Below are 25,289 nucleotides of genomic sequence, written 5' to 3'. Positions count from 1 at the left end.
TCACCGAATTACGGTGACAGTGCACTCAATTGCTTTCGCCGAGCATTATTCGAAGTCGCTGCAAGGCCAATTGAGTGCACTGTCACCGTAATTAGAGCTGAAGTCGCGCGACCTGCATATACCGTTTATCTTCTATGTCGCTGACCACACCAACGCGCAAGCAAAAGACGCGGTGAGACACGGCGCCCGAGCAGAGGTCAACGATCCGATTGAACTTCTTTCCGAGGTAGTTCGCACTCTTCCTTCAGAAGCCAAAGAGCCGGGAAGAATTGAACTTCTAGAGCAGAAGGTTGTCGGGTGTCGTTGGATGTGGCGCGAGCCCCGATAGGCTTGCCGGAAAGGGACCAAACTGGGGAATGTGGGAATTACGGTGACAGTGCACTTAACTCCAGTGGCAGCACAAGTGAGTTAAGTGCACTGTCACCGTAACCCTGGCGGCATCAACTTGCGGGGACCATGCTTGGGTCCTCGCTTGCGATTCAACCCGTCTGGCCCATCGGCTTTCCACGCCTTCATCCAGTCGTGGAGAATCTTGCGAGAAATTCCGAGTTCACGGGCTACGGGCAGAACGCCGTCGCCTCCCTCGACCCGCTTGATCGCCTTTATCTTGTAGGCCGTCGGAAACTGACGGTTCCTTCCTTGTACTGCCACAGGTCATCCTTGAAATGCCTGTCACTGAAATTATCGTGTCTCACTTCAGGGGTGCAGTCCAGCACTGTCACCGTAATCCATGAGATTCCAGCGCTTGGAATCGAGAGCGGCTACGGGTTTCGCGGGACGGCTTTGATAACCCTTGTGACGACGAAGGAAGCCGGATCATTGATCCACACGCCTAGCGCCTTGTCGTAGGTTTGCTTGAAGTGCAACTCAACATCCAGCGCGTCGCCTGCACCAAGGAGAACTTCGCGCCGATCAACTTGATCCAGAAATTTTACATCGGATATTGGAGCTGATACGGGTTCACCGTTCCACTCGAAAGACCACTTGCGCTTCGCGTGATTGAGCCACGCCTTCAGCACAAAGAGCCGCGCACGCTTCTTTGTTGTTCGTAACGTTGGCTCCTCGTCGATCTCAGCAGGCCGCTGCGCGATTCTTGGGAAGTCAGCGCGGGGAATGCTGAACTTCGGCGCGGGGTCGCCGATTGAGCCTGTGATTCCGAAATCTTTTACATTCTCGTCGGCCTCGAGCGCGGCAAACGTCTTGGCAAGTCCGCTTTGAACAGCAGGGTTTTTCTTGGCGTTCTCGGTACCGGACTGGATCGCGGGCGTGATGACGATGGTATATTTGCCCGTTTTGACGATGGTGCCATCTGCGTTCACGATCACCTGCGGTGGTGGGTCGTTCTTCACGTAATTATCGTAGATATAATTGGAGACGATCCCCCAAAACACCGCGCCGCCGACGGCGAGCAGTCCACCGTAGTCCTTCTTTATCCGACGGATGCAAGTGCGATAGCTTCCTGGTCCCGTGGCTTCGACCAGGATCTCAATGTCCGTGCCCGGATCGACAGTCGCGCTGATGGCGCGTGCCATGTCCGCGAACCCGATAAGGGCTTCCGCGAGCGTATAGGCGTCGATACTCCCTTCGGAACCCCCGAAGTGCAGCACGATCGTGTCGTCTTCGAAATCGTCGAATCGAAGTATGTCAGCCATGATTGCCCCGCAATCATCCTACGGTTGCGTAGATGACTCGGCAAGCGGAGGCAGGTAATGCGATCGTCGAAGCCAGATGCATGGCTGAGACTCGGTTTTCTTTGCAAAGGCTATTCCGCCGCCCGGTACTTCTCCCTCCGCTTTGCAGCATCAAGCTTCGGTCTTCGCACGCCGCCACCCAGCCCTATACGTCGCATTAATTAGCCGGGAGAGCCGCGATACTGTTTATCGCCTCTCAAAAAACGCATTTTATCGCAAATATGGGAACTATAAACAGCATGGGAGGTGAAATATGGAAATCACGGTTCGTGGCTGGAGTCGAGACATGGGCGAGACGAAGATTGCCAATCATTTCCTGCCCGGCGTTGAGTATAGAGAAGATGGCACGGCTTATCGCGATAAACCGGTCATGTATAATTCCGGCTGTGGCATCACTGTTGCTTGGTATCAGCCGCTTAAACTTACCGGAAATTACAGAATGGAAGTCGGTCTTACGCGGAACGACGTTATGCGGCTGTTCAAAGCAACCTTTGGAAGCGAATTGCAGCAAAGCCTAGTTGAGAACCACGGGCTGACGTTCTCGCCGGAGCTTGTGAAGGCGATGCTCAAGACAGTCAAACTCACCGACTTAACGCTTGGGGATCTCGTCGGCATGAATGCCGCAGCGCCTGCGGAAAAGCCTGCCATGGCTGACAAACTTCTTGAAGCTGGCCTAAACGTGTCGTCGTTTCGCCGACGGCTCTGATGGACGGTTTCACACTCACGGCCGAAATTGTGAAGGCGGTCACGTCGATGGTGGCCGCCTTTGCATGGCCGATCGGTTTGTTGGGCGTCCTCTTATCGTTTCGGAAGAAGCTGAACGAGCTTCTCCCGTTGTTGATACTCAAATACAAAGATGTCCAAATATCGTTTGGGCTCGATAAAGCAGAGGAAGATGCAAAGCGGCTTCCTGAACCGCCCGAACCCGAACTCGTGCCGGCCCCCGACGTCGACGAGAAGTCGCGGCTAGATGCGCTTGCGAGGCTATCGCCACGAGCGGCCATAATGCAAGCCCGTGCGGACATCGAAACTGCGGTCAATTCGTTTGCCTCAGCAGTTGGCATGTCCAGGGGGCGGGCAAGCTTTCCTAAGACGGTGAGCGAATTGGACCGGAATCAACTGATCGACAAGACAACGGTGGATTTGCTTCACGAGCTCCGTCAGATCGGAAACGCCGCGGCTCATAACATGAGCGAACCCACCGAGACCGAGGCGTTGCGATACCAGGAACTGGCTTATCGACTTGTGCGACAATTCGAAATTGCGACTCGCGCGGCTGCCATGCCGTCACCCGGGCCCATTCCAACCGGCCTTCCTTAGGAATTACGGTCACAGCGCGCTCAATTGGCGCCCACATCTCCGCTACTTGCACTCAAAACTCGCCGCGCTCTCCGGATCGCCTTGGCCCTTGTACTGCGCATGTTGCGGATAGGCGCAAAGCGGCCGGCTGCGGCCGGGGAAGGCGGGTCCGGTCGCGACCACCGCATCGGGCGCCTTGCCGTCTTCCACCCAGTTCACGACCGCGGTGAGGAGATCGAAATGATCGAGCGTTGCGCCGCTCGAGCAGTGGCCCATGCCGGGCACCAGGAAGGCCCGGCTCGATCTCTCCCGCACCATCTCCATGCCGCCGGAATCCGCCGCCATGCGCTCGTAGTAATTCACGGTGTCGTTCGCCGAGAACCAGGGGTCGCTCACACCGTGGTAAAATAGCAGCTTGCCGCCATGGCCGAAATAGCTCGACAGGTTGGTCCAGTAGGCGGTGTTGGCGAGGCGATCCATCCCGCTCGCGTTGACGCGGTCTTCGAGTTGATCGACGTCGATGCTTTCCCAAACAGGCGGTCCGACCGGACTGCGCGCGCCTGTCGCCAGGATGCCGGGAAGGGCAACGCCTTCGGATGCCACGCCGCTGTCCCACGGGAACGGCGGGTAGATGGGCGTGCCGCGCGAATTCTTCGGTCCGGCAAAAGCCTTTTTCAGGGCATCGACCTGCGGCGGCGCCAGGCAGGACTCCTTGACATCGCCGTTGCAGGTGAGGACCGCGGGATCGAATTGACAGGCCTTAGCGTGGAAGATCAGGCCATCCTTGACGCCGTCCTTGGCGTCGCAGGCATCGAGGATCGCGTTGGTGATCAGCTTGCGCTCATCAGCGGAAAAGGCCTTGGCGGGCTCCGGCTTGCCGGACGCATCTTTCGGCGCGATCCGGCTGAAGGCAGCGTTGGCCCAGGCGAGACCGATATTGGAGTTGCCGGTGCGCATCGCAGGCGCGCCGGCGACGATGCCGTCGAATTGTTCGGGATAGCGCGCCGACGCCAGCATGCCTTCGCGGCCCCCGGTCGAGCAGCCCGTGAAATAGGAACGTTTTGCGCCCTGGCCATAGTAATGCGCGACGATCGCCTTGGCGGCGATCGTCACCTTGCCGACCGATGCAGTGGCGAAGTTGAGCGCGGCTTCCTGGTCCTTCAGGAACGAGGCATCGAACACCGCGCCCTGATGACCGCTGTCGGTCGTAACAACGGCAAAGCCGCGCGCCAGCGCCGGCACCTCGCCGGCCGCCTGGAAACCCAGCGGCGGCCGGATCGAGCCGTTCAAACCGCCGCCGCCCTGAAACAGGAACCGGCCGTTCCAGCGATCGGGCAGGGCGACGGCAAAGCCGATCGCGTAGGACTTGCCCTCGAGCCCGACGCGCTGATCGATCACGCCATCGGCGCGGCAGTTTTGCGGAAGCGCCACCGATACGGTGGCCGGCGCCGGCGGCGACGGCTGCACGGTCCCCGGCGGCGCCTCCGGCACCATTTCGGCCTTGGTGACTGACGCCGTCGATCCCGGCATCTTCCAGCCGGCCAAGTCAGCGCATTTGAGCGCGGGCGGTATGTTGGCTGAATCGTCGGCGCTTGCCGGCGAGATCGTAATGACCGTGATGGCCGCGACCAGAGCCAGGCCAGCCATGGCACCATCGAGCGCCAGATTTCCTTTTCGCTGCATCGTTCCCTGCCGTTTTTTGAATTTTATTGCGGTGCACGTCACTCGCGCCGGGCCCGGACGATCTGGTGCACTGATACTGAAACCATCTTGAGATATTCGGGAGGTGCAGTCCAGCGGCGCAGGCTTTCAACCGCGTCAGGCCGATGCGAGCCGCATGGAGCTGATGAGTTGTGTGCAATTCCGGAATTTCGTCGCGCCTCATTCCCTTCGAAGTGTCAGCCTCTCTTGCCGGGGATCGTCTTTCGGCGCTTGGCGTAGGCGCGTCGCGCTCGCTCGCGATTTCCGCAGACCTCGCTTGAACACCACAGGCGGGTTCGGTTCGGGCTTTCGTCGACATAGAACCAGCCGCAACCGTCAGCCTGGCAGCAACCGATGCGCGATGCATCTGCCGACGTCAGAACCGCAGTCAGGGACCACAGGATGGGCCAGAGCGGTTCGGAGAGAGTCCGGCCCGAAAAATTGTGCACATACGGGCCGTCGGTTCGAACGAGGCTCGGCTGCGGCGGAGCTTGCGCGAGCAGAGCATTTACAGATGCCAAGTCGCTGCGCTCGCCCCGGCGTAGCGCATCACAGATGCTCCAGATCTCCGAGCGCAGCGAGAGGAGCTCGGCTTGTGCGGCGGCAGCGGCAGCCGGCTTCTTTTGGGCGATCACTTCGAGCGCCTTGATCGCCTGATGTGACAGGGTTCCCCGGCGGGCACACCAGCCGAGAAAGGCGGTGTAGTCGGGGATCAGCTCCTGCGGATCACCAGATGTCCGCCAATCCAACGTGTTGGCGAAGTCGAGACAGACTCTGCCGCCGAAAAATTGCGTCGCTGCGCGTTGGGGATCCCTTGACATGGCTGAGCCTGCCGGGCCTATATAATGGTCATGACCATTACAACGCAACCCGCGTCTTCGGTAAAGGCGATCTGCTCACGCGCAGGGTTTCGGCGCGGCTTGCTCGCGGCGCTTCCGTTCCTGTTGAGCAATGGTGTGGCTGGCGTGGTCATGGGTGTCGCCTATCGCGGTGTCGGGCTCGGCTTCGTGCCTTCAGTTCTGTTCAGCGTCGTCGTCTACTCTGCCACGGCGCAGGCTGTCACTCTCGGTATGTGGGCCGCGGTCCCGCCGATCATTCCGATGGCGGTGGCCTGTATCGCGACAAACGCGCGATATCTCGTCATGGGCGCTCACCTCTACCAGATCTTCGGCCAACTCAGAAAGCGCATCACGCTGCCGATCCTGTTTCTCCTGGCGGACGCCTCCTGGCTCATGACGAGCGCGGACGCGGAAAGCAACGATGCCGATATCGGGTATCTGCTGGGCGCGAGCGTGCCCATGGCCGTCGGCTGGATGGGAGGGACCGCCCTTGGCTACGGCCTGCCGCTGGCACCGGATGGCCCGCTTTCAGTCGCCGCAGCTTTGCTTCCTGCAGCGTTCATCGTCACCCTGCTGCCGACCCAGTGGCGTGGCGCGCGTTCTGTTCTGCCTTGGCTGCTGTCGGCTGCGGGCGCACTTCTTGTCGGCAGATTCGTATCGCCGAATTGGGCCATGCTGGCCGGCGGCGCGATCGGCACCGGCTTCAGCATGATGCGCGCCGACCATGCTTGACTGGCGTACGCTCGCGGCCATCTGTGTGCTGGGGCTTGTCAGCTATGCCATGCGATCAGGAGGGTTTCTCGCGGGCGGATTGATGCGAGAGGGCAGCGCAATGGCAAGGTTCTTCCAACTGGCTCCCGGGAATCTCTTCGTTGCCTTCGTGGCGGCCGCCTGCCTCGAAGGTGGGCTGGCAAGCATCGTCGGCTGCGCGGCCTCGCTTGCCGTCATGACAGTGACGCGCAAGGAGTGGGCGGCGTTGGCCGTTGGCTTCGCTGCCGCCGCACTCGTCGCCGGCGTGCGTCTTGCGGCGGCAGGCTCTCCCTAATGAGAGAAAGTAAGTTCGTCTGAACCCTTGTCGAGCCAACGCGACTAAGCTGCATGGCTCGGACAAAGACGCTCTTTTTGCTGCTGCTTCTCCTTTTCGGGATTCCTACGCGCGACTGCTCCGCGCATTCGCCGCCGCCATTCGACGAACATGCGCTCGAGCGCGTGCCGCCGACGGTCGTGAAGAGATTGGCGATCCGCTTTTCGCTGGGCACATTCGCCGGCCGCTTCGAGGAGACGCCGCTCGGCGCGGTCCGCAAAGCCGTGGGCGAAGGGACCATCCAACACCAGGGCGACGCTGCAGGCAGCGTCTACTGGCTGTGTTATCGGCGCGCGCAGCATCTGATATGGGTGATGTCCAGCGGAGAGATGGGCGGTACGGACCATCGCGTCACCGAGATCGTTGAAGAGCTCGTCGGGACGGACGCCGGCGCCTCGACCGATTGCGCCAGCATCCCGGAAAAGTTCTTGCCCGTCGTCTTCGACGGCAAGCTGCATTTGGGTATGTCGCGTCAGGAGATCATCACGGCGTTGGGACCGCCGTCGAAGTCGGAAGCGGCTCAGATGGTGTATTCTCACGCGGGAAAGCTCGCACACGGTTTCGATGAAACCGCTTGGCTCATTCTCGGATTTCGCGAGGACAAGCTCGTGTCCATGCGCGGCGGCAAGACCACGACGAACTGAAGCGGCTGCTGGCAGCGTTCATGCTTCGCGACGGATGCGAGCGGGTCACGTTCGCTCCCGGCTGCATCACACGCCCCAGCTTCTCCTACCACCTTCGGAAGTGCCGTAAGTCCGCAGGTCTCTCGCTGCCCAGCGACAAGACTTGCGGCGATGGTGGCTTTGCCGCGCGCCCGCCAGACATGTGCATCGTCACCAGAATGCGACTTCCAATTGTCGCAACCATAGACTGTAATGCCGCCGGCGGCATGACAGGCGTCTGCCGGAGGAGGTGTGTGAATGGCGACCCCCGCGCAAAATCCGGAAATTCAGCTCGGCTTTGGGGCAAGGCCCCAGGGCAATGCCGTCGCACTGTTCGGCGCGGACATCTTCGTCGTCGGCGCGGACGAACATTCCGACATCCAGCAGTCGCTCTACTCGACCGATTTGGGCTTCGCGTCCACCACGCTTGGCAACAAGAGCTCTTGGTCGAACAGCCGGCTCACGCTGCCGAACGGATTTGCGCCGCAAACCAAGGGCGGATGCGCGCTCGCGATCCAGTCCGGCGAAGTCCCGGCCCTGTATTTGTTCTGGAATCAGCCTGATTTGTGGAAGGAATCGAACAACGCCGGCGTCATGGTGAGCTCGCTGACATCAGTCACGCCGCCGGGAAGCTCCAGCGCGCCGACGGACTGGCTCGCGGGCTTCGTGCTATGCGACGAGAACAATCTTCCCTTTGCCCTGCAGGACGGGGCCTCCATCAGTGCAGTTTCCCTGGGATCGCAGGCATTCCTGGTGGGAATGGTGCAGCCGTTTCCGATCGAGAACGGCAAGCTGATGGATTTCGCAATGGTCGGCGTCTATTACGTGGCCGACCAGCAGCCGACCAAAACCATCACCAGCAGCGCAGGCGTGTTCGGAAGCTGGCCCGCGCGGAACGGCTCGTCGACGGCGCGGAGCGCTGCCGAAATCGGCGCATTGCTGCCTGCCGCGGCCGGCCGCTCGGGCATCAGCCTCGGCAATCGGATCGGCCTCGCGATCGTCCCGCAAGTCAGCGACGCCGATAGCAGCAACAACCTCGCGCTCGACATGGTGACGGTCCTGACGCTGACCATGGCCGACGCGAACGGGTCGAACAAGGCGTCGTTCCAGGTTGCGCTCACCTGGCCGCTTGACGACAACGGCTCGCCGGCTGCGGGACAGCCGGCGCTCGCCTGGTCGAGCCCGGTCGCAACCAAATCTCCGCTCACGGTGCTGCCCGATCCTGCGGGTCGCATCATCGCCTGCGGGTCGTCGGTCACCAGCGAGAAGAACCTGTCGAAGGCCCTGCTGTTCGAGACGTTCTCGACCTACGGGCCGCTCGCCTATGCGAGCCAGTACACCGTGACGGCTTCCTCGGCGGACACGAGCACGCCGGCCAGCATGCTGTTCATCGTCGACACCACCAATCCGGCGCAGTCCACGCCGGAGCCGAACGCGGACGGCACCGGCAATATGACCACCACCTCCTATCAGCTGTTGCAGCTGTTGTTCTACGGCGGGACGACGGTGGCGCAGGTGCAGCCATACGGCACGGCCGAGGTGATCTCGAACTACGCCAACATCTCGCTGTATTCGCCGACGGTGGGACCCGCCGTCGTCGTTACCGGGATCATCGAAGGACCGATCCCGCTGCCTGTCTCGAACATCATCGGTTGGCAGTTCGAAAGCACGACCAACGATCTAGGCTCGGTGATCTACGGAACGTCGCAAGAGAAGAAGGAGCAGGGCGAGCAGAGCTGGAATTTGGGCGGGACCCTGACCACCAACGGGAAGATTGGTGCCGAGGTCGGCGACGAATCGTTTGGCGAGGGCGGCGGCGCGGGCATGGCCTGGGATGCGTCGGCTTCCGGCGGTTACGTCAAGACATGGTCGACCTCGACCTCGAGCACCCTCACGCAGCCGCTCCAGCAGCCCGCAACCGCGAGCGTCGATAAGGGGTCGATGATCGGGAACGGCATCGTCCCCTACGGCACGGTGTTCGCAGCGTCGGGTTCGGTGTCGATCACCAATTTGCGCTTCCTCGACGCAAACAAGAATGTGATCAGCGACGGCACACAGAACGCCACCATCTCGGCCCCGCAGGCACCGATCTTCGCGGTGACGAATCCAAGCACCGGTCAGTCCAACGGTTACGACTACGTGCCGTTCATGGTGACGCCCGGAGATCTCATGACCTATACGATCGACGGGACGCGCTCCGACAGCACGCCCTGCGGCATCAATGCCACGATGGCTGCGCTGACGAAGGGCACAATCACCGACTATTTCGATTCCGTGATCTGGCCGGCCGCGTTCGACTTCGGCGCAGCCGCCGGCGAGCAGTCGCAAAAATATCTCAACTTCTCCTGGACGCTTGGCGGAGTGACCGGCTCCGCTTTCACGGGGCTGCAAACCTCCATGCACAATGGCTCCTGGAATGTCGGCGGCTCGGTCGCGCTCGGTTTCTATTGGGACGCCAAGGCAGGGGTGCCGCTCATCGGTGGAGTCTCGAGCTCGGGCAGCGTCATGCTCGGGGTCAAAGGCGGCTATTCGAGCACCACGATCGACACGAAGACCGCGCAATGGGGCGTTTCATTGCAGCCGTTCAGCGCAACCCCACCGTGGGGGCCACCGAACTGGGGCAATCTGCCTGACAGTGCGAAACTCGCGATCGACCCGGCCTGGGCCAGCAGCGTGATTGCGTCCTACCGCTTCGCGCTGTTGCTGCTGCCCGATCCGCAGCCCGGCGACGCATCCGGACTGAGTCCGGGCTATTGGGTGCAGGAACTGATCACCTACGGCAACTCGAATGCCACGACGGCGAACCCCAGCGCGTTTCTTCCGAACAATATCGATCCCGGCTCTGGTTCGTGGAAGATCGTTTATGTGGTGCTCGAAATCCGGACCTATGAGGACATGAACAACAACACCTACACGTATCGGTACACGGATCCGAACGGGAGATTTACCTAGGCCACGAAATGGTGGCTTGATGAGGCCGTCACTTGACCAGGGTCTCGCCGCGACGCGCTCGCTTCGATGCTCTGCCGCGATTGATGAACTGGACGCCGACGAACTCGCCATTGATCCAGGCGAGCTCGCAGTGTCGGTAGGCCAGGCCGATGGGGGACAGCACCAGGAAAAATTCCTTCTGGCCGATATCCGTCACCGCGCCGTCGATCACCAGCTTCGCCCCCATTTCGGAGACGTCGTGGATCTTGCAGGCGCGCTGCCATGTGCCGTCGATCGCCATGACGCGCGCGTCGAGGGGCCGTTCGAACGCGACGCGCCTGTCCTTGCGTTGCTCTCCCTCGCTCATCGCGCACCCCCGCTGATGATCCCCAAGCGGCGGTCGAGAATGGAGCAAGAAGCTTGATCTTCGGTGAAGAAGGCGGCGGCGGAGACTTGAAATCACGGTGAGATTGCACGCGATCGTTGCGCTGTCGAGCACTACTGACTGTTGCGCGCATCGACCGGGGTGCCAGGTGGCGAGGTGCCCCCTGAACCGCCGGCGAGCCAGGGCGACTAAGTCACATGGCTCACACACTCAAGACCAATCTCGCGATCGCGAGCCTGCCATCGGCAAGCAAAACGGGGGAGCGGCCCTGACGAGATTGGCATGAAGCGCTGGCTACGAAGGCTTGGACGGATTGCATGGGTTGCAGCGCTTTGCGGGACGGTCGCGTTGCTTGCGCTTGTGGCCATCTCTCCTCATGAGCCTGACGGTGTGCATCCCGTGCGCTATGTCCTCCGCCACGACGTCAGGTACGTGAGCGAGGATATGGGCCTCGTCCTGCAAATCCTGCTTGGCGTGAACATTGCGCTGGGCCTGGTTGCGGCTGGATGCCATTTCGCGAGCAAGGACCCAGCCGATGGATCCTGGCCAGGCAGGATAGGCGAACCTTAGCCCCTGCAGCATCAACCTTTCCTGCTTCGCCGCTTCATCCGGCGCACAATGTGCGCAGGCGCTGCCTGATCCAGCGATGCGCCGGGTGCTGTTCGGTGCGCTCGTGCCAGACGAGGCCGATGGTAAAGCCGTCGACCGCGAGCGGCGGCTCCAGCACCTGGAGGCGCTCGGCGCGCCCGCGCACCAGCCGCTCCGGCACCGTCGCGATCAGATCGGAGCGGGCGACGAGGTCGGGCACGAACAAAAAGCTCGCCGTCGACACCGCGATGCTGCGCTTGCGCCCGAGCTTGCCGAGGGCCGTGTCGACAGGTCCGCCGAAACCGCCCCCGCGCGGCGAGACCACGACATGATCGAGCGCGACGAAATCATCGAGCGTGAGGCGTCCCTTCACCGTCGGATGCTGCCGCCGCGCGATCGTGACGTAGCGCTCATGAAACAACCGTCGCGTTCGCAGCGCCGCGGGCGCCGTCGCCGGCGTCATCACGGCGAGGTCGACCACGCCCGATACCATCTGCTGGCCCAGCAGGCTGCCATCCAGCTGGCGAATTGCTAGCTTCAGTTTCGGGGCGCTGACGCGCAGGTCGAGCACCAGCGGAGTGATGATGGCGACCTGCACATAGTCGGAGCAGGCGAGCGCGACGGTGACGTCGGCGGTGGCCGGATCGAACCCGCGTCCCCGCGCCAGCACCCCTTGCACCTGGTCGAGTGCCTGTCGTACCGGCGCCTGCAGCTCCATCGCGCGCGCCGTCGGTGTCAGGCCACGTTGCGCCGGCAGAAACAGCGGGTCGCCGAACAGATCGCGCAGGCGCGCCAGCTGCGCGCTAAGCGCCGGCTGGCTCAGGCCGAGCCGGCGGGCCGCTCGCGTGACGTTGGGTTCGGCCAGAAGCGCATCGAGCGCGACAAGCAGATTGAGATCGACCTTCTTGGTATCCATGAAATGGATAGCAGCACCAAGTAAGAGGAATTTCAACGGCTGGATCCGGCGCACTATCCTTCAGCATATCGGCCCGCCGCTTGATCGTGGGTTGAGTGAGGAGACAAACATGCCGACCGTCCGTGTGTCCGTGATGCGCTGCGATCCCAACCAGTTCGCCGAATTCAGGCAAATGATGGCGGAGTCGCTTGACGTCCTCGCGCCTGGCATCCGGCAGATGCGCGGCCTGATCCACTTCTACTCCGGAGAGGATGAGGCTTCGCATGCGCTCGCCCAGGTCAGTCTGTGGCGTACCCTGGAGGATGCCAAGCAGCTTGATACGTTTCAGCCGATGCTTGACCTCGGCAAGGTGTTCACGAGCAAGGGTGCAAGGTTCGAGCGTCCCATCATGAATTACGTGTCGTCGTGGGAAATCGTGCCGAACCACTGATCGGCTGATGTCCGGCCGGGGGAGGAGGCGGGGTTGCCGGCCCAGTGAACCGGGGTGGCGCTCGAGGCGACGAATGCCTGGAAACGAGGTCATTCGTTGTGGAATGGTTCAAGCGATACGTCGTCAGTTGCCTGATCGCAGTGGTCTTTTTCGCCGGCTTCGATGCCTATCGGCGGCCGGGCGAGGACGCGCATTTGGCGACGATCCTAGTCGTGTCTGCTGGCTGGCCTGTCTTCGCTGCGCTGGTCGTCGGCGGTTCGATTGGCGACGCGGTGCACGGCCTGAAGCACGGCAAGGCCGGATGAGCCGCCATGCTTGACGCCTTGCTCGGCTTCGTCTTCGACATCGTCCTGAGCGCGGTCGGGACCCTCATCGCCAAGATGTTCGGTATGGACGACGCAGCCGAAGCCGGGGGCGTGATCGCCGGCATCGGCCTTCTCGCGATCGGCTTCGCCATCGCGGTGTGGGGGCACTGAGGAGTGATCGTTGCGAGAACGATCGCTCGCTGTGGCGGCTCGTGCGGCCTACGCCGCGATCCGTTGCTCTGCCGGCGCCGTCAAATATTTCAGCACTTCGGCATGTTCGAGGTCGGGCACCGCGATCGCCGTATGGCTGTAGATCGCATGCGTGCGCGACTTTGCGATTTCGTCCAGGATCTCTTTGCCCTTGATGACGTGAAGGCCCATGCCGTCTCCGGACGGGAAGATCGCCAGCACCACGTCGTAGGCCCTGATGACCGACCTGAGCGCCTCGGCCTTGTCTTCGGCGACATCGACAAACACGCGGACATCGGCTGCGAGTTCACGCAGCTCCTCAAAATTCAGCACTTTCCGGGTACTCCAACGCAACAAGACTGGATGGAGAGTGGATGCGTTGGGTTACCAGAGTCTGAACAACATCCATCAAGATGGAAGTTTCACGTTGAGGTGACGCCTCGTGTGGAAAACTCCCCTCAAGGCACGCGCGGAGCTCTCTTTCGCGGCCTTACGCGCGCCAGCGCATCGGAAGCATGCCGTCCTCCCTGAAACTGCCGAGGAAGGCGAAGCGGTCAGCCTGCGGATTCGGGCGGGCCTCGATCGTCGTACCGAGGACATGCACGAGATCGCGCTCATCATGGGGCGGCCAGGGCGGCAGGCCTGATGCATTGGGGTTCCCGCGCGTCGCAAAATTCACCCAATAGCTCATCATCGCCTCCGCCAGCGCGCGGTCGGCATCATCAGGCGGCGTCGTGCTGCCGATGATCCGCTGCGGCGTCAGCGTGCCGAAGACGAAGGGGATTTCGGTGACGTGCGAGGCGATCGGCGTGTAGGGCGACGTATAGGAAAAATGATAGGCGTAGACGGGTGCACGCGTGCTGGACCGGTGCAGTCGCAGCGCCTGCCAGCACTGCTCGCCGACCACCATGTCGCCCGTGAGCGCGGCGGCCGACGCCCTCGCTTCTGCGTCCGTGTCATCAGGATAGAGCTTTTGGAAATCCGCCATCCGGCCCTCGCCGAATAGCTCTGCTGCCGCGGCACGAAAGGCTTGCGCCGAGTGAGCGGGCAGGGAGAGCGGCATGAAGGGAAATTCCTCCGCGCTGTTCCACCCCGCGAGCAACGGGATATGCATCTGCTCGCCGCGCAGGAAGCGTCGCGCGGGCACATCAGGCACCACGTAACGGTCGATGCTTGGCGAGAAGGCTTGTGTGACGTGATCGCGCGCGAAGCTCCATGGCGCGGCCGCGTTCAACGGTTCGGCCGGCATCGCGCGCAGCGCTGCGATCGATCCGTTGCCGTGCTGACGGACGAAGGCGAGGCCGCGGGCACGGGCTTCGTCAAACCCTTGCAGCGACCCGTGCCGGCCGTCCCAGAACGCTCCGCTCTGGCCGATCGCCTTGTGGAACAGCCCGCGCGCGAGCGGTGAGGCCATCAGGAGGCCGACAGCCATCGCACCGGCGGATTCACCGAACAAGGTGACGTTGCCGGGGTCTCCGCCAAACGCGGCGATGTTGGCTTTGACCCAGCGCAGCGCCGCGAGCTGATCCTGGAGGCCGAAATTGCCCGAGGGCGCCTGCGTATCGAGATCAGGGTGGGCGAGGAAGCCGAAGAGGCCGAGCCGGTAGTTGAAGCTGACGATAACGACGCCCTTCGCAGCCAGCACGCTTCCGTCGGTGGCGAGATTGGCCGACGAGCCGAATTGAAAGCCGCCGCCGTGGATCCACACCATCACGGGCCGCTTCTCGTCGGGCGCCTTCGCCGCCGTCCACACATTGAGCGTAAGGCAGTCTTCGCTGCGCGGTCCGGGCCGCGCATCATGTTCGAGCGATGAGAGCGACGCCGCGCCAAAGTCGAGCGCATCGCGCACGCCGCTCCATGGCGTCGGTGCTTGCGGCGCGCGCCAGCGCAGCGGTCCGACGGGAGGTGCAGCGTAGGGGATGCCCCTGAATGCGAGCACGCCGTTGTCGTCTCGCACCGCGCCGCGGACCTGGCCGGCCTGCGTGCGAATGGTTCGGCCCATCCGGGCTGAAGGCATGATCGAGCCGTGCACGGTCGCATCTCCTTGGGTTGAGGTGAGGCGAGATCTATCGACTTTGGCGTTGGACGAATTTATGCATAATCGCAATCGATCGCTAAATTCAGTCAATGATCCGGCAAAAGCTCAGATACCCCTGGCTAGATCTCGATGTGGACGACCGCGCCGCACCTGTCATTGCCGTGCGCGTCGACGCCGACGGGACCAAGGAGGAAGTCCCCGAGCACAGCCATCGCAAGGGGCAGCTGGTGGTGTCGCTCGGCGGCGGCGTCACCTGCCGCGTTCCCAGCGGGCTGTGGATGGTGCCGCCGCATTGCGCTGTCTGGATTCCGAGCCGCATGCCGCATAGCAATCGCGCCACCGCGAATGCGCGGCTGTTCTTCGTCTATGTCGAGGCGGAGCTGGTCGATCTGCCGGAGCGTTGCTGCACCATCTCGATCTCGCCCTTGCTGCGCGAATTGGTCGTCGAGCTGTCCGATGGCGCGCAGCATGACGAGGCGAGGCGGGAGCGCCTGATCGGCGTGCTGCTTGGCGAGCTGCCGCGCATGCCCGTGCAGCAATTGCATCTGCCGCTCTCGCGTGAGCCGCGGTTGAAGCGCATTGCTGCAGCCTTGGCGGACAATCCCGCGGACCGTCGTACGCTGGCACAATGGGCCGATCACGTCGCGCTCAGCGAGAGCAGTCTTGCGCGCCTCGTTGCGAAAGAGACCGGGCTGACGTTCGGACGCTGGCGTCAGCAGCTGCATCTGATCGTCGCGATCCGCGAGCTTGCCGCGGGCGCAAGCGTGCAGCAGGTCTCGGCCGGTCTCGGCTATGAATCGGTCACCGCCTTCATCACGATGTTCAGGAAGGCGCTTGGCAAGCCGCCGGCGAAATATCTCGCCACTGTTGCCCAGGCGACGTAGTCGCCGCGGGGCGCCGGAAACATGACGGAACTCGAGCCGAACTGCTGCTTGCGTTTTCGCCCCTAATGGGCTCTAAGCCCGGCTGCTTCGTGGCCTTCAGGCACGAACAGACGCGGCGCGCGTAGTTTTACCGTTTCCGGGACAAGGCTACAGCGCAGCTCGCGCGCACCCCATTCAGAGGAATTCCAGACATGCCGAAGATGACCAAGACTCAGTTGATCGATGCGATTGCCGAGGGCACGCAGCTTGCGAAGAACGACGTGAAGTCGGTCATCGAGTACATGGCGACGGTCGGTTACAAGGAGCTCAACGAGTCCGGCGAGTTCGTTATTCCCGGTTTCGTGAAGATGTCGGTCGTCAACAAGCCGGCAACCGAGGCCCGCATGGGCGTCAATCCCTTCACCAAGGAGCCGATGCAGTTTGCTGCCAAGCCGGCGAGCAAGTCGGTCAAGGCCTCGCCGCTGAAGGTGGCCAAGGACGCCGTCTGATCCGAGCCGCGCGCGCGCCCGGACGGCACGCGGATGGGCGGAGTGAGATCTTGGAAGACGTGATGTCTTCAAAAAGGGGAAAACCCCGCTTGGGGGGAGCGGGGTTTTCTGATGGGGTGAAGCCTTGGGGGGAAGCTTCATTGATAAGACGCGCCAGCGCTGAAAAAGTTCAGCGTGGAATGTTGCACGCCCATCGCCAGCACAACGAAAAAACCCCGCGCTTGCGCACGGGGCTCTCTCGCTGACGGCGTTGGGATTTCAGCGCCTGGCCGCCAGTCGCTCGCCTAACTTAAGGTTGAAAACGCAAAAAGCAACAGCGCCGCGGTGACGGAATATGTTCGTCCATCGCGGCGCTGCCATATGACTGGGCGCTGAAATCCCCAGCTTCCATAGGTCTCGGGCGCGCCGAAAAGGTTCAACGCGACACGCACAGGAATTTTGGCGTGTGGGCTGGACTTTTTGTTCTTATTTTGTTCTAGTGAGTCATCAGCTCAGGAGATGACTCATGACCGTTGAAAAGCAGCGCGAAGTGATCCGGCTCTGGAACCAGCTCAGGAAGGTCGAGGGCCCGGCCGCAGAGGAAATCCGCATCCAGATCCTGGAATGCTTTGCGGAGAGGGGCAACGCTAAGCGCGCGGCGGCTTGAGCACCTCCGCTCGAGGCGATGACGATCTTACGTGACGGCGCGTCGCTTCATCGCTCGTTAGGAAATGCTTCCCACTGATTGACTCGCCTCCGATTCGTTCTTCGAGAACGAAATGGAGTCGGATGCAGAACAGGTCGTGTGTGTCCGGGCCTCAGCGCGCGGCCCTGTGCCAACACGAGTCAGCGCGATGCTCCGCACCACGGTGTCGTCATTGCGGTCGCCGCAAATCAATGATCGACGACATGGCGGGATCGCCTGCTTGCGGCGGTTTGTCGCTCATTCGCATGCAAATGATTTGTTAAGATCTGTTCCGCGCGATTTCGTTGATTCCGATTCGTTCTTTTGAGAACGAAATGCAGGCGAAGCTGGAACAAAGATGGTCGGCGGACCGCAACAGGCGGCAAGCCCCTGTCTCGACGCTCTCCGCACGCCGCGCTATCGTCGCTGGGACGGCAGGCGCATCCATGAAGAACGGGCTCTACTCCATCCACATCCGCATGCTCGACGGCGTGAAGGGCCGCGACAGCGGCGTGTTGATCCTGCGCGATGGCGTCCTGCTCGGCGGCGGACCTTACTTCTGGTCACGCGGGTCCTACACGTCAGGCAATGGTACCTGGAAGGGCGAGCTTGCCACCAACCAGCATTCGCCGTTTGCCGATCCGCTTGCCCGGCCGCTGTTTGGCGGCGCCGAGGCGACCAGCGGATTCTCGGGGACGTTCACCGAGGAGGGGGCCGAAGTATACGGCACCGTGCTGGTCGCCGGCCATCGCAGCCTCGGCTTTAGCGCGACGCTGAAGTGGCTCGCCGACGTCTGAAGCGCTCGCGCGATCTCCTAACGAAAGCTTGCCGCCCTCGCGATAACCCTATTCGGTTAGGTTAAAAGCCCAATCGCGTTGCGTCGCCTGCGCGTTGGGGTAGGTGTCTGGCAAAGACAACAAGAAAACCTATTATTGCCATGACACCCTTTTTAGAACCGTCATTTTATCAGGGCGACCGCCAGACTTATCGCCGTGTCGCCGTCGTCGGCGCGCTGTTCTGTCTCGCCTTCGTGGCGATCAGCGTTTCGCTGCGGCCGCAGGACGAGGACACGCGCGTCGCGGTCAAGGCCGACCGGCTGGTGCGCACCGCGGGTCACGCGCCGCCGGCGAATTAGCGTTTACTGCGGTAGGTCTCGTCCTCGGCGGAATTGCGCGAGCACGCAGCGCCGCTTGTTGCGAGCGCCACGAAGCCGGCATAGCCGGACAGATTGAGCAAGACTTCGAGCCAGACGGGCATGATGAGCCTCCTCTCGCGGGGAGACGATTTCAACCCGCGCGCGAGGCGCTTGTTCCGCCGCTTGCGAGGAAACGCCGCTCAAAGCGGCGAGGTGGGATCGAGCCGCCGGCCGAGCGTCGCAACCGATTCCGTGGACGGCGATGATTTGAGAAACTCGGCGATGGCGCGGGCGAGCTCGCCGTCGCTCATCGGCGTTGGCGGCGGGCGGAGCGCACCGACGCCGAAGTTCCGGACGATCTCGTCGTAGTGCTGCGTGTTGGTTGTGGGAACGAGCCTGCGGATGCGGGCGAGCAAAGCGGATATCGGCAATCTTGTCTCCTCGGCCTCCCGCCCCGTTGGCAGCCGTTGATGTCTGCTGCCATTCTTGTCCGCGAAATTGAAAACCCCGCCAGCACCGCGGAGATGCTGACGGGGTCTTCATGCTCTTGCCCCACCCGGATGGCGGAGGCCTTCGCATGTACAGCATCAATCCACCGCCCGCCCAATCGTTCCATCCGCCGCGAGATTATTTCTGCCCGCTGCGGTTCCATCCGGAGCGAACCTTTGCCGTCAGCTCGCGTTGTCCGCCCAGATGCGAAGGAGGAGATCATGAAAAAGACACTCGCAATCCTTGCCACCGTCGCCGCCGTCGGCGTGACCGCGGTTGCGGCCCCTGCACAGGCGCGCGGTATTGGCCCGGGCCTCGCGTTCGGTCTCGCCGCCGGTGCGATCACAGCCGGCGCCGTCGCCGCGTCCCATCCGTACGGCTATGGCTATTACGGCCCGGGCTACGGCTATTACGGCGGCCCGGCCTATTATGATTACGGCCCTGGCCCGTACGCCTATTATGGCGGGCCGTATTACCGGCACCATCGCTACTACCGTCATTGGTAACGGTGGAGGAATCGAAAAGCCCGGAGCGATGCTCCGGGCTTTTTTCGTTGGCGCCTGTCCCGCGCGATGCGCTCACGGCCAGAGCGAGGGCCGCTCCACCTTGCGCGCGTTCTCCAGCGTCGAGACGAAATACTCTTCGCGCTCGCGCTTGAATTTCTCTTGCGTGGCACGGAAGGCGGCGACACGGGCGGCGATCTCTTCGCGTTCGCGGATCTTGCGTTGTTCGTCCTCGGTCATGTCAAAATCCCCACTACACCTGAGTATGTGTGCACTTGTGAACTCAAGCACTGCCGCCGCAATCACGTTGAGTCGCGTCAACACATGCATTGGCGCTTCTGATTGGGGCGTCAATGGGGAGGAGGCATTGCAGGATTGTGATAAGCGAGGGTCGGAAAAAATTGCCGCCCTGTCGTTGCAGAACTCTTGCACGCCGGTGGATAAGAGCGTCAACAATCTTGCCGCTTGCACATGTTGCAGCTAGCGCGAAATTGAATCGGGAGGCGGCGCGTGATTGCAGAAAATCTTCAGAGCGGCGTCGAACGGCTCGGCGACATGATCGCGCGCGCAAAGATCATCGTGCCGTTCACCGGCGCGGGCATCTCGACTGAATGCGGCATCCCCGACTTCCGCTCGCCGGGCGGAATTTGGACTCGCAATCGTCCGATCCAGTTCGACGAGTTCGTCGCAAGCCAGGAGGCGCGTGACGAGTCCTGGCGAAGGCGCTTTGCGATGGAGGAGGTGTTTTCCGCAGCCAAGCCCGGACGCGGCCATCGCGCGCTCGCCTCGCTGCATCGTGCCGGCAAGATCCCGGCGGTCATCACCCAGAACATCGACAATCTACACCAGGCCTCGGGCTTCGCGGCCGATCGCGTGATTGAACTTCACGGCAATACCACTTACGCGCGCTGCATCGGATGTGGGCAGACCTACCAGCTCGACTGGGTGAAGCGCCGGTTCGACGCAGACGGTGCGGCGCCCAACTGCACTGCCTGCGACGAGCCGGTCAAAACCGCAACGATCTCATTCGGTCAGGCGATGCCCGAGGATGAAATGCAACGCGCGACCGAGCTGGCGCAGGCCTGCGATCTGTTCATCGCGATCGGTTCCTCGCTCGTGGTGTGGCCGGCGGCCGGCTTCCCGATGATGGCGAAGAACTCGGGTGCACGTTTGGTGATCATCAATCGCGAGCCGACCGAGCAGGACGACATCGCCGACCTCGTCATCCGCCACGACATCGGCGAAACGCTCGGACCCTTTGTCGGCAATTGAGGCGTTAGTTTGATTCGCGGCTGTGCAAGCTGTTCATAGGTTCCGCCGAATCTCTTTTTTATCTATGCGTCTCAACCGGGAGTGTTATCTTTTGAGTCGAAAGATTCGCGTCGCGTCGAGGTGAGAAGATTCTCTTAAGACGCGTGATTCGAGCACCGCCAATGTGGCGGGTTGCATGGCAGTTGCGGGGTCCGGGGTTATGGGGTCGTCGGACGGATTTGAGTCCAAGAAGCTGGGAGTTCCCGCGTCGGGCGAGCACGGCGCCGGTCGCGACAATGCGCTCAGTCCTTTCACCGGGCTAGGTGAGGGCAGCGCCAACCTCGTCGAGGTTCATGGCGTCATCAAATGGTTCGATGCATCAAAGGGCTACGGCTTCATCGTCCCCGACAATGGCTGGCCCGACGTCCTCCTGCACGTTACCGTGCTTAGACGCGACGGCTTCCAGACCGCCTATGAGGGTGCCCGCATCGTCGTCGAGTGCATCCAGCGCGCCAAGGGCTACCAGGCCTTCCGCGTCGTCTCGATGGACGAGTCGACCGCGATCCATCCGGCGCAGATGCTGCCGCCGCGCACCCACGTCACGGTGACCGCGACCAGCGGCCTCGAGCGGGCCCAGGTCAAATGGTTCAACCGGCTGCGGGGCTTCGGCTTCCTGACCTGCGGCGAGGGCACGCCCGACATTTTCGTGCACATGGAGACGCTGCGCCGTTTCGGCATGACCGAGCTGCGCCCGGGCCAGTATGTGCTGGTTCGCTTCGGGCCCGGCTCCAAGGGGATGATGGCGGCCGAGATCCATCCGGAGACCGGCTCGCCGGGTCTCCAGTCGCACTAGAAGCTTCAAATTTCCGTATTGGTGGGCAGAAGCGCGCGGGGTGGCCTGCGCGCTTCTGGCTTTTGGGGCGGTGGCCGCGTAAGGAAGTCGCAATCCGTAACCGTTGGGCCAGTCATTGTGGTCCTGACTTTCTTGCCGCATTTCCTGCCGAGTATCCCCGCCATGAGCTTTGATCGAAAGGCCGCCCGGTCCGTTGCCCGGGGCTTTCTTGCCGCCGCTCTCGTCATTGTCGGCTTCGCCGTCGCCGGCGCTCCCGTTCGTGCCGCCAGTTTCCAGCCGCTTGAGATCGTCACCAAGAACGGCGTCCAGGTGTTCTCGGTGGAGATGGCGACCACGGATGAGGAGAAGCAGACCGGGCTGATGTACCGCAAGGAATTGGCTGACGGCAAAGGCATGCTGTTCGACTTCAATCCCGAGCAGGAAGTGTCGATGTGGATGAAGAACACTTATGTGTCGCTCGACATGATCTTCATTCGCGCCGACGGCCGCATCCTGCGCATCGCCGAAAACACCGAACCGCTTTCGACCAAGATTATCTCGTCCAAGGGGCCCGCCCGGGCCGTCCTTGAGGTGGTGGCGGGAACAGCGCAGAAATACGGTATCCGTCCCGGCGATCACGTCGGACACCCCTTGTTCGGCAGCAAATAGGTCGGGTAGGGCTATTGTCGCCCGGCCCGGTAAATCCGGGGGGTATCCTGTCGGCGGCTGCGGTTGCCTGGCGGCTTGGAAAGCTTGATGGCCCCCCAGGAAGCGTGTATCGACGGGGCTCGCCGGACATTCGGGGTATAGCGCAGCCTGGTAGCGCGGCAGTTTTGGGTACTGCAGGTCGTTGGTTCGAATCCAGCTGCCCCGACCAGTCCGGGCGTGGACCCTCTTCATCCCCAGAGATCCAAGAGCGCTGACACAGGTTAGCCGACCGCTTACGTTGGCCTGGCTCAGCCCGTCCTCGACGACGCTGCGCACCATCGCCTCTCGACCTTTGGGCGTCAAAGGCGCATTCTTGTGGACGTTATATCTGGTCTTTCCTTGGAACGTTGAAGCTTCGCAACCTCAGCTTCTTAGGTTCAGACCAGATGGACAACCTTCTGAAACACCAAAGCTAGCGCGCGCAGAATGACCAAAGCCTCATCGAACCTTTGGAACGTCGCCATAGACATATCGATGTTGGGGATTTCAGCGCCCAATGCCTAACGGACGCCGCCAAGCGAGGATACTCCGCTTGCGCGGCGTTGCACTTTTGAGGGCTTTAGCCCGAGGCATACCAGCCCGCTGGAAACGGGATCAGCGGCCAGACCGGATGATTGTCGTTGACAGCCTTTGGCGATTGATCCGGCGACCGCCTAGCGACCGGTGTCGGGGGCGGCGAAGCCATTGCCAGCCGCAAATAGGCACATTGCAAATTCATGATCGTCGACCCGCGCAGTCAGTCGCTTGAAAAAATCAGCCTGAAATCAGCCCCGGTGCGCTCTTCGGAAACGGCGCATTCATTCTCAAATTGCGCATGCATCTTAGGAAAGATGGGCAGGCGTTTCAACTGGCAACGCGGCCTTCCGACGACGGGTAAGGTTGATCGGTTAGGTTAAGCGCGGACCATCGTTGCGGTCATTTTGGCTGATGGTATCAACTGGTCCCGGCCCGCGACGACGCCCAGCAGCGGCTCACACGAGATCACATTCGTCGCGGTGTTTCGTTTCGCGCGAGTTGTCCGTCATGGCTTTCGATCTCACCACGAAAACATCCCGCCAACGGCCGAACTGGACCGAGATCTGGCATCTCTGGACCGTCATCGTGCCGCGCCGCTCAATCAATGGGCAGCTCGTCTACGGCAAGGTCTGGCGTCGTCACGACGGCCGCGACTGGATCTACAAGAAATTCACCGAGTATGACGGCGAGGCGGCGGCCTGAAACGGAGGCGCTTCGCTCAGCCCTGATGTCTTTCCCCCGCGGCGGCGCCGGGGGCCTGTATGCGCGGGAGCGGCAATTTGAAGTGACGCTTGGCGTAAGCGACGATCTCGTTATCGGTGGGATGATCGGCCGCTTCCACCGCGACGATCCGCTTGGCGAGATCGGGCGCATGGGCGCGAATGTGGCTGGCGAGCTCCATCTTCGCGTTCGCCGGACCGATGATGAGGATTTCTCCGGCATCGGCGATGGCCTTGGTCACCTCGGCGAGGAAGGTTTTGTCCGGCGCGGCGTGGCCGCTGCCGATCGTGTTGGCCTTGTGATGAAGATGCCGCGTTGCCAACTGCGGATGCAGGGTGACTTCGTCGGAGCCGCTCAGGCCAAGATGGAAGATCCGGGCCTGCGAATGATCGATCCAGACCACGGCGTGAAAATGAGAGGGCATGTGCTTGCCTTGTCCTTGGGCCTTGTCCTTGGGCCTTGTCCGAGGGAAGGCCGCCGATATCAGTGCGGCGGCGCGTGTCACGATAACCCTAGGCTGATCGGCATCGCTCCTGGTTGACCCAAGTCAAGTTGACCCGGCCAGCCTGATCCCCGACAAGCCGGATATGGCAACGGGCGTCGAACGCTCGCTTGAACCAGCGGGCGTTCGACGGCTCAGGCGGCCTTTGCCGCGGGGGGAGCTGCGGACTTCGCCGGCGGCGGCTTCAGCGGCTTGTCCTGCCGCTTCGACCACGAGATGTAATAGGCCACCGTCGTCATGATCGCGATTCCGGCGATGGAGACGAACAGCTGCGCGAACAGCGAGCCCGAGCTCATCGACAGCTCGAAATGGCCGACGAAGGACAGGAAAACGCCGACGCAGAACACGGCGAGCGATTGCTGGCCGCAGACGATCACGGGATCGAAGACCTTCCACTCCAGCCCCGGCCATTCCTTCGGCACGAAGCGGATCACCAGGATCACGATCACGACGAAGTGGATGAAGCGGTAGGGCGCAAGGTTGGTCTTGTCGTTCGGATTGAACGCCGAGAACAGCCATTCCGGGAACATGCCGCCAAGCGCCGGAAAACGGCCGGCCATGGTCATGACCAGCGCGAAGGCGAGATAGGCGAGGCAGACCCACAACGTAACCGACGAATTGATCAGCCAGCCCGAACGGCGTGCGCCGCCCATCGCGCACCAGGCGCCGAACACGAACAGCACCTGCCAGCAATAGGGGTTGAAATACCACTGGCCGCCCGGATAGGCGGTCAAATTCCAGCCGAAGTGTCGCGCCGAGAGCCACAGGACAATGGACAGCACCATCGTCAGATCAGGCTTGCGCAGCATGAACCACAGCACCGGCGGAAACAGGCCCATCAACACGATGTAGAGTGGCAGCACGTCGAGATTGAGCGGCTTGAACCGCAGGAACAGGCCCTGGCGCAAGGTCTCGGTGGCGTTGTCGACGAGGCCGGCGACGTTGAACTCGTTGATCATCTCGGAATCGCCGAAGCGCAGCGCCAGATAGCTGATCGAGGCGATATAGATCACGAACAGGATGATGTGGGCGACATAGAGCTGCCAGACCCGCTTGGTCAGGCGGGTGGCGCCGACGATGAAGCCGCGCTCCAGCATCATCCGGGCGTAGACGAACGTAGCCGTGTAGCCGGAGATGAAGACGAACAAATCGGCCGCGTCCGAAAAGCCGTAGTTGCGCGTCGTGATCCAGTTCACGATGTTGTCGGGGATGTGGTCGAGGAAGATCGCCCAGTTGGCGATACCGCGAAACAGGTCGAGCCTGAGGTCACGGCCCTTTTCGGGCAGCGTGGCGTTGATGTTCAGGAAGGCCATGCGACGGAAGCTCTCGAAAGGGACGGATACGCTGAGGTCGGCGAGGCGAATGTTGGCAAGGCAGGTGTTGGCAAGGCTTGTGTTGGCAAGGCTTGGCCGCCGGGCGGGATTCCCGGACGGAAGGCGGGTACGCAATTGTCACAGTGCAGCATAATGACTATACCCATCGGTGAGGGACCTGGGAGGGCCGGAATCACCGATCAGTTCCCGAAAGGTGTCTCTATAC

The 25,289-nt window shown here is 62.0% G+C and carries 32 protein-coding genes, 1 tRNA gene and 1 pseudogene; 20 read left to right on the top strand and 14 right to left on the bottom strand.

Annotated features, from left to right (window positions below; all coding sequences use genetic code 11):
• Window positions 1–420: 420 nt before the first annotated feature.
• Entirely contained in the window at window positions 421–651 is a 231-nt protein-coding gene (locus L6637_RS42375) for a helix-turn-helix domain-containing protein (protein WP_237869152.1), read from the bottom strand.
• Window positions 652–761: 110 nt separating this feature from the next.
• Window positions 762–1,652 carry an LAPAL motif-containing putative phage structural protein gene (locus L6637_RS03230; protein WP_237869151.1) on the bottom strand — a complete coding sequence of 297 codons (891 nt, stop codon included), beginning with the start codon at window positions 1,650–1,652 and terminating at the stop codon, window positions 762–764.
• A gap of 292 nt (window positions 1,653–1,944) precedes the next feature.
• Here L6637_RS03230 and L6637_RS03225 point away from each other — a divergent pair, with 292 nt between their 5' ends.
• Together L6637_RS03225 and L6637_RS03220 are read left to right on the top strand one after the other, a co-directional pair.
• Window positions 1,945–2,397, top strand: coding sequence for a hypothetical protein (locus tag L6637_RS03225; RefSeq protein ID WP_237869150.1), 453 nt, complete (start codon window positions 1,945–1,947; stop codon window positions 2,395–2,397).
• Window positions 2,397–3,011 carry a DUF4145 domain-containing protein gene (locus tag L6637_RS03220; protein ID WP_237869149.1) on the top strand — a complete coding sequence of 205 codons (615 nt, stop codon included), beginning with the start codon at window positions 2,397–2,399 and terminating at the stop codon, window positions 3,009–3,011. The genes L6637_RS03225 and L6637_RS03220 overlap by 1 nt, the downstream gene beginning before the upstream one ends.
• A 42-nt stretch (window positions 3,012–3,053) precedes the next feature.
• Here the strand turns inward: L6637_RS03220 and L6637_RS42780 are convergent, their stop codons facing one another.
• From L6637_RS42780 to L6637_RS03210, 3 genes and pseudogenes are all read right to left on the bottom strand, one after another.
• Window positions 3,054–3,593, bottom strand: coding sequence for a tannase/feruloyl esterase family alpha/beta hydrolase (locus L6637_RS42780; protein ID WP_477021264.1), 540 nt, complete (start codon window positions 3,591–3,593; stop codon window positions 3,054–3,056).
• A 12-nt stretch (window positions 3,594–3,605) separates the two neighbouring features.
• Window positions 3,606–4,484 (bottom strand): annotated as a pseudogene (locus L6637_RS42775) (tannase/feruloyl esterase family alpha/beta hydrolase); the annotation flags it as partial.
• 404 nt (window positions 4,485–4,888) lie between these two features.
• Window positions 4,889–5,512 (bottom strand): CGNR zinc finger domain-containing protein, encoded by a 624-nt coding sequence (locus L6637_RS03210; protein ID WP_237869146.1) that lies wholly within the window; start codon window positions 5,510–5,512, stop codon window positions 4,889–4,891.
• Window positions 5,513–5,611: 99 nt separating this feature from the next.
• Between L6637_RS03210 and L6637_RS03205 the strand changes: the two genes are divergently transcribed.
• From L6637_RS03205 to L6637_RS03190, 4 genes are all read left to right on the top strand, one after another.
• Complete coding sequence (locus tag L6637_RS03205; protein ID WP_237869144.1) at window positions 5,612–6,262, top strand: AzlC family ABC transporter permease; 651 nt, start codon at window positions 5,612–5,614, stop codon at window positions 6,260–6,262.
• Window positions 6,255–6,575, top strand: a complete 321-nt coding sequence (locus L6637_RS03200) for an AzlD domain-containing protein (RefSeq protein ID WP_271607012.1) — start codon at window positions 6,255–6,257, stop codon at window positions 6,573–6,575. Before L6637_RS03205 ends, L6637_RS03200 begins: the two co-directional genes overlap by 8 nt.
• A gap of 77 nt (window positions 6,576–6,652) precedes the next feature.
• Window positions 6,653–7,258: a hypothetical protein gene (locus tag L6637_RS03195; protein ID WP_237869142.1), complete on the top strand. Its 606-nt coding sequence runs from the start codon at window positions 6,653–6,655 to the stop codon at window positions 7,256–7,258.
• Between the two features lie 276 nt (window positions 7,259–7,534).
• Window positions 7,535–10,228, top strand: coding sequence for a hypothetical protein (locus L6637_RS03190; RefSeq protein ID WP_237869140.1), 2,694 nt, complete (start codon window positions 7,535–7,537; stop codon window positions 10,226–10,228).
• Between the two features lie 28 nt (window positions 10,229–10,256).
• Here the strand turns inward: L6637_RS03190 and L6637_RS03185 are convergent, their stop codons facing one another.
• Together L6637_RS03185 and L6637_RS03180 are read right to left on the bottom strand one after the other, a co-directional pair.
• The gene (locus tag L6637_RS03185) at window positions 10,257–10,574 is read right to left on the bottom strand and encodes a PilZ domain-containing protein (RefSeq protein ID WP_237862538.1); all 318 of its coding nucleotides are present in this window, start codon (window positions 10,572–10,574) and stop codon (window positions 10,257–10,259) included.
• 622 nt (window positions 10,575–11,196) lie between these two features.
• A complete protein-coding gene (locus L6637_RS03180; RefSeq protein ID WP_338076831.1) occupies window positions 11,197–12,132 on the bottom strand; it encodes a LysR family transcriptional regulator in 936 nt (311 codons plus the stop codon).
• A gap of 73 nt (window positions 12,133–12,205) precedes the next feature.
• Here L6637_RS03180 and L6637_RS03175 point away from each other — a divergent pair, with 73 nt between their 5' ends.
• From L6637_RS03175 to L6637_RS03165, 3 genes are all read left to right on the top strand, one after another.
• Window positions 12,206–12,526: a hypothetical protein gene (locus L6637_RS03175; protein WP_237869138.1), complete on the top strand. Its 321-nt coding sequence runs from the start codon at window positions 12,206–12,208 to the stop codon at window positions 12,524–12,526.
• Window positions 12,527–12,624: 98 nt separating this feature from the next.
• Window positions 12,625–12,831 (top strand): hypothetical protein, encoded by a 207-nt coding sequence (locus L6637_RS03170; RefSeq protein WP_237862534.1) that lies wholly within the window; start codon window positions 12,625–12,627, stop codon window positions 12,829–12,831.
• Window positions 12,832–12,837: 6 nt separating this feature from the next.
• Entirely contained in the window at window positions 12,838–13,002 is a 165-nt protein-coding gene (locus L6637_RS03165; RefSeq protein ID WP_237869136.1) for a hypothetical protein, read from the top strand.
• 48 nt (window positions 13,003–13,050) lie between these two features.
• On the opposite strand, the gene L6637_RS03160 is transcribed toward L6637_RS03165, so the two are convergent.
• Together L6637_RS03160 and L6637_RS03155 are read right to left on the bottom strand one after the other, a co-directional pair.
• Entirely contained in the window at window positions 13,051–13,353 is a 303-nt protein-coding gene (locus L6637_RS03160) for a hypothetical protein (protein ID WP_237862532.1), read from the bottom strand.
• A gap of 157 nt (window positions 13,354–13,510) precedes the next feature.
• Complete coding sequence (locus L6637_RS03155) at window positions 13,511–15,052, bottom strand: carboxylesterase/lipase family protein (RefSeq protein ID WP_237869134.1); 1,542 nt, start codon at window positions 15,050–15,052, stop codon at window positions 13,511–13,513.
• A 98-nt stretch (window positions 15,053–15,150) separates the two neighbouring features.
• Here L6637_RS03155 and L6637_RS03150 point away from each other — a divergent pair, with 98 nt between their 5' ends.
• The 5 genes from L6637_RS03150 to L6637_RS03130 all read left to right on the top strand — a co-directional run bounded on the left by L6637_RS03150 (window position 15,151) and on the right by L6637_RS03130 (window position 18,229).
• The gene (locus L6637_RS03150) at window positions 15,151–15,942 is read left to right on the top strand and encodes an AraC family transcriptional regulator (RefSeq protein WP_237869997.1); all 792 of its coding nucleotides are present in this window, start codon (window positions 15,151–15,153) and stop codon (window positions 15,940–15,942) included.
• A gap of 191 nt (window positions 15,943–16,133) precedes the next feature.
• Complete coding sequence (locus L6637_RS03145; protein WP_128962535.1) at window positions 16,134–16,430, top strand: HU family DNA-binding protein; 297 nt, start codon at window positions 16,134–16,136, stop codon at window positions 16,428–16,430.
• Between the two features lie 505 nt (window positions 16,431–16,935).
• Window positions 16,936–17,076 (top strand): hypothetical protein, encoded by a 141-nt coding sequence (locus L6637_RS03140; RefSeq protein ID WP_237862530.1) that lies wholly within the window; start codon window positions 16,936–16,938, stop codon window positions 17,074–17,076.
• Between the two features lie 464 nt (window positions 17,077–17,540).
• Complete coding sequence (locus L6637_RS03135; protein WP_237862529.1) at window positions 17,541–17,891, top strand: GrlR family regulatory protein; 351 nt, start codon at window positions 17,541–17,543, stop codon at window positions 17,889–17,891.
• A gap of 140 nt (window positions 17,892–18,031) precedes the next feature.
• Window positions 18,032–18,229: a hypothetical protein gene (locus L6637_RS03130; RefSeq protein WP_237869132.1), complete on the top strand. Its 198-nt coding sequence runs from the start codon at window positions 18,032–18,034 to the stop codon at window positions 18,227–18,229.
• On the opposite strand, the gene L6637_RS42370 is transcribed toward L6637_RS03130, so the two are convergent.
• Window positions 18,226–18,351, bottom strand: coding sequence for a hypothetical protein (locus L6637_RS42370; RefSeq protein WP_271607020.1), 126 nt, complete (start codon window positions 18,349–18,351; stop codon window positions 18,226–18,228). The genes L6637_RS03130 and L6637_RS42370 overlap by 4 nt on opposite strands.
• A gap of 78 nt (window positions 18,352–18,429) precedes the next feature.
• Window positions 18,430–18,660 (bottom strand): hypothetical protein, encoded by a 231-nt coding sequence (locus L6637_RS03125; protein ID WP_237869130.1) that lies wholly within the window; start codon window positions 18,658–18,660, stop codon window positions 18,430–18,432.
• 279 nt (window positions 18,661–18,939) lie between these two features.
• Here L6637_RS03125 and L6637_RS03120 point away from each other — a divergent pair, with 279 nt between their 5' ends.
• The gene (locus L6637_RS03120; protein ID WP_237862526.1) at window positions 18,940–19,224 is read left to right on the top strand and encodes a hypothetical protein; all 285 of its coding nucleotides are present in this window, start codon (window positions 18,940–18,942) and stop codon (window positions 19,222–19,224) included.
• A gap of 72 nt (window positions 19,225–19,296) precedes the next feature.
• Here L6637_RS03120 and L6637_RS03115 read toward each other — a convergent pair whose 3' ends face one another.
• Window positions 19,297–19,461, bottom strand: a complete 165-nt coding sequence (locus L6637_RS03115) for a hypothetical protein (protein ID WP_164933808.1) — start codon at window positions 19,459–19,461, stop codon at window positions 19,297–19,299.
• Window positions 19,462–19,731: 270 nt separating this feature from the next.
• On the opposite strand from L6637_RS03115, the gene L6637_RS03110 reads away from it, so the two are divergent.
• The 5 genes from L6637_RS03110 to L6637_RS03090 all read left to right on the top strand — a co-directional run bounded on the left by L6637_RS03110 (window position 19,732) and on the right by L6637_RS03090 (window position 23,230).
• Window positions 19,732–20,493 (top strand): SIR2 family NAD-dependent protein deacylase, encoded by a 762-nt coding sequence (locus L6637_RS03110; protein ID WP_237862525.1) that lies wholly within the window; start codon window positions 19,732–19,734, stop codon window positions 20,491–20,493.
• A gap of 199 nt (window positions 20,494–20,692) precedes the next feature.
• Window positions 20,693–21,325 (top strand): cold-shock protein, encoded by a 633-nt coding sequence (locus L6637_RS03105; protein WP_237862583.1) that lies wholly within the window; start codon window positions 20,693–20,695, stop codon window positions 21,323–21,325.
• A 162-nt stretch (window positions 21,326–21,487) separates the two neighbouring features.
• Complete coding sequence (locus L6637_RS03100; RefSeq protein WP_237869128.1) at window positions 21,488–21,973, top strand: DUF192 domain-containing protein; 486 nt, start codon at window positions 21,488–21,490, stop codon at window positions 21,971–21,973.
• A 131-nt stretch (window positions 21,974–22,104) separates the two neighbouring features.
• Window positions 22,105–22,181, top strand: a tRNA-Pro gene (locus L6637_RS03095).
• A gap of 854 nt (window positions 22,182–23,035) precedes the next feature.
• Window positions 23,036–23,230 (top strand): hypothetical protein, encoded by a 195-nt coding sequence (locus L6637_RS03090; protein WP_237862523.1) that lies wholly within the window; start codon window positions 23,036–23,038, stop codon window positions 23,228–23,230.
• Window positions 23,231–23,246: 16 nt separating this feature from the next.
• On the opposite strand, the gene L6637_RS03085 is transcribed toward L6637_RS03090, so the two are convergent.
• Together L6637_RS03085 and L6637_RS03080 are read right to left on the bottom strand one after the other, a co-directional pair.
• Window positions 23,247–23,672 (bottom strand): translational machinery protein, encoded by a 426-nt coding sequence (locus L6637_RS03085; protein WP_237862522.1) that lies wholly within the window; start codon window positions 23,670–23,672, stop codon window positions 23,247–23,249.
• Between the two features lie 212 nt (window positions 23,673–23,884).
• Entirely contained in the window at window positions 23,885–25,063 is a 1,179-nt protein-coding gene (locus L6637_RS03080) for an OpgC domain-containing protein (RefSeq protein ID WP_237862521.1), read from the bottom strand.
• Window positions 25,064–25,289: the final 226 nt, after the last annotated feature.

The sequence above is a fragment of the Bradyrhizobium zhengyangense genome (genome assembly GCF_022012435.1).
Classification (GTDB): Bacteria; Pseudomonadota; Alphaproteobacteria; order Rhizobiales; family Xanthobacteraceae; genus Bradyrhizobium; species Bradyrhizobium zhengyangense.
Note: the sequence above shows the minus strand (reverse complement) of the source record. Positions and strands in the feature narration are given on the sequence as shown.

Bases quoted from the DNA above. Each gene is read 5' to 3' on its own strand.
- L6637_RS03085 (WP_237862522.1), bottom strand. From the start codon at position 23,672: ATGCCCTCTCATTTTCACGCCGTGGTCTGGATCGATCATTCGCAGGCC.
- L6637_RS03080 (WP_237862521.1), bottom strand. From the start codon at position 25,063: ATGGCCTTCCTGAACATCAACGCCACGCTGCCCGAAAAGGGCCGTGAC.
- L6637_RS03135 (WP_237862529.1), top strand. From the start codon at position 17,541: ATGAAGAACGGGCTCTACTCCATCCACATCCGCATGCTCGACGGCGTG.
- L6637_RS03130 (WP_237869132.1), top strand. From the start codon at position 18,032: ATGACACCCTTTTTAGAACCGTCATTTTATCAGGGCGACCGCCAGACT.
- L6637_RS03140 (WP_237862530.1), top strand. From the start codon at position 16,936: ATGACCGTTGAAAAGCAGCGCGAAGTGATCCGGCTCTGGAACCAGCTC.
- L6637_RS03185 (WP_237862538.1), bottom strand. From the start codon at position 10,574: ATGAGCGAGGGAGAGCAACGCAAGGACAGGCGCGTCGCGTTCGAACGG.
- L6637_RS03090 (WP_237862523.1), top strand. From the start codon at position 23,036: ATGGCTTTCGATCTCACCACGAAAACATCCCGCCAACGGCCGAACTGG.
- L6637_RS03165 (WP_237869136.1), top strand. From the start codon at position 12,838: ATGCTTGACGCCTTGCTCGGCTTCGTCTTCGACATCGTCCTGAGCGCG.
- L6637_RS03105 (WP_237862583.1), top strand. From the start codon at position 20,693: ATGGGGTCGTCGGACGGATTTGAGTCCAAGAAGCTGGGAGTTCCCGCG.
- L6637_RS03175 (WP_237869138.1), top strand. From the start codon at position 12,206: ATGCCGACCGTCCGTGTGTCCGTGATGCGCTGCGATCCCAACCAGTTC.
- L6637_RS42370 (WP_271607020.1), bottom strand. From the start codon at position 18,351: ATGCCCGTCTGGCTCGAAGTCTTGCTCAATCTGTCCGGCTATGCCGGC.
- L6637_RS03225 (WP_237869150.1), top strand. From the start codon at position 1,945: ATGGAAATCACGGTTCGTGGCTGGAGTCGAGACATGGGCGAGACGAAG.
- L6637_RS03220 (WP_237869149.1), top strand. From the start codon at position 2,397: ATGGACGGTTTCACACTCACGGCCGAAATTGTGAAGGCGGTCACGTCG.
- L6637_RS03230 (WP_237869151.1), bottom strand. From the start codon at position 1,652: ATGGCTGACATACTTCGATTCGACGATTTCGAAGACGACACGATCGTG.
- L6637_RS03120 (WP_237862526.1), top strand. From the start codon at position 18,940: ATGAAAAAGACACTCGCAATCCTTGCCACCGTCGCCGCCGTCGGCGTG.
- L6637_RS03100 (WP_237869128.1), top strand. From the start codon at position 21,488: ATGAGCTTTGATCGAAAGGCCGCCCGGTCCGTTGCCCGGGGCTTTCTT.
- L6637_RS03190 (WP_237869140.1), top strand. From the start codon at position 7,535: ATGGCGACCCCCGCGCAAAATCCGGAAATTCAGCTCGGCTTTGGGGCA.
- L6637_RS03200 (WP_271607012.1), top strand. From the start codon at position 6,255: ATGCTTGACTGGCGTACGCTCGCGGCCATCTGTGTGCTGGGGCTTGTC.
- L6637_RS03115 (WP_164933808.1), bottom strand. From the start codon at position 19,461: ATGACCGAGGACGAACAACGCAAGATCCGCGAACGCGAAGAGATCGCC.
- L6637_RS03210 (WP_237869146.1), bottom strand. From the start codon at position 5,512: ATGTCAAGGGATCCCCAACGCGCAGCGACGCAATTTTTCGGCGGCAGA.
- L6637_RS03145 (WP_128962535.1), top strand. From the start codon at position 16,134: ATGCCGAAGATGACCAAGACTCAGTTGATCGATGCGATTGCCGAGGGC.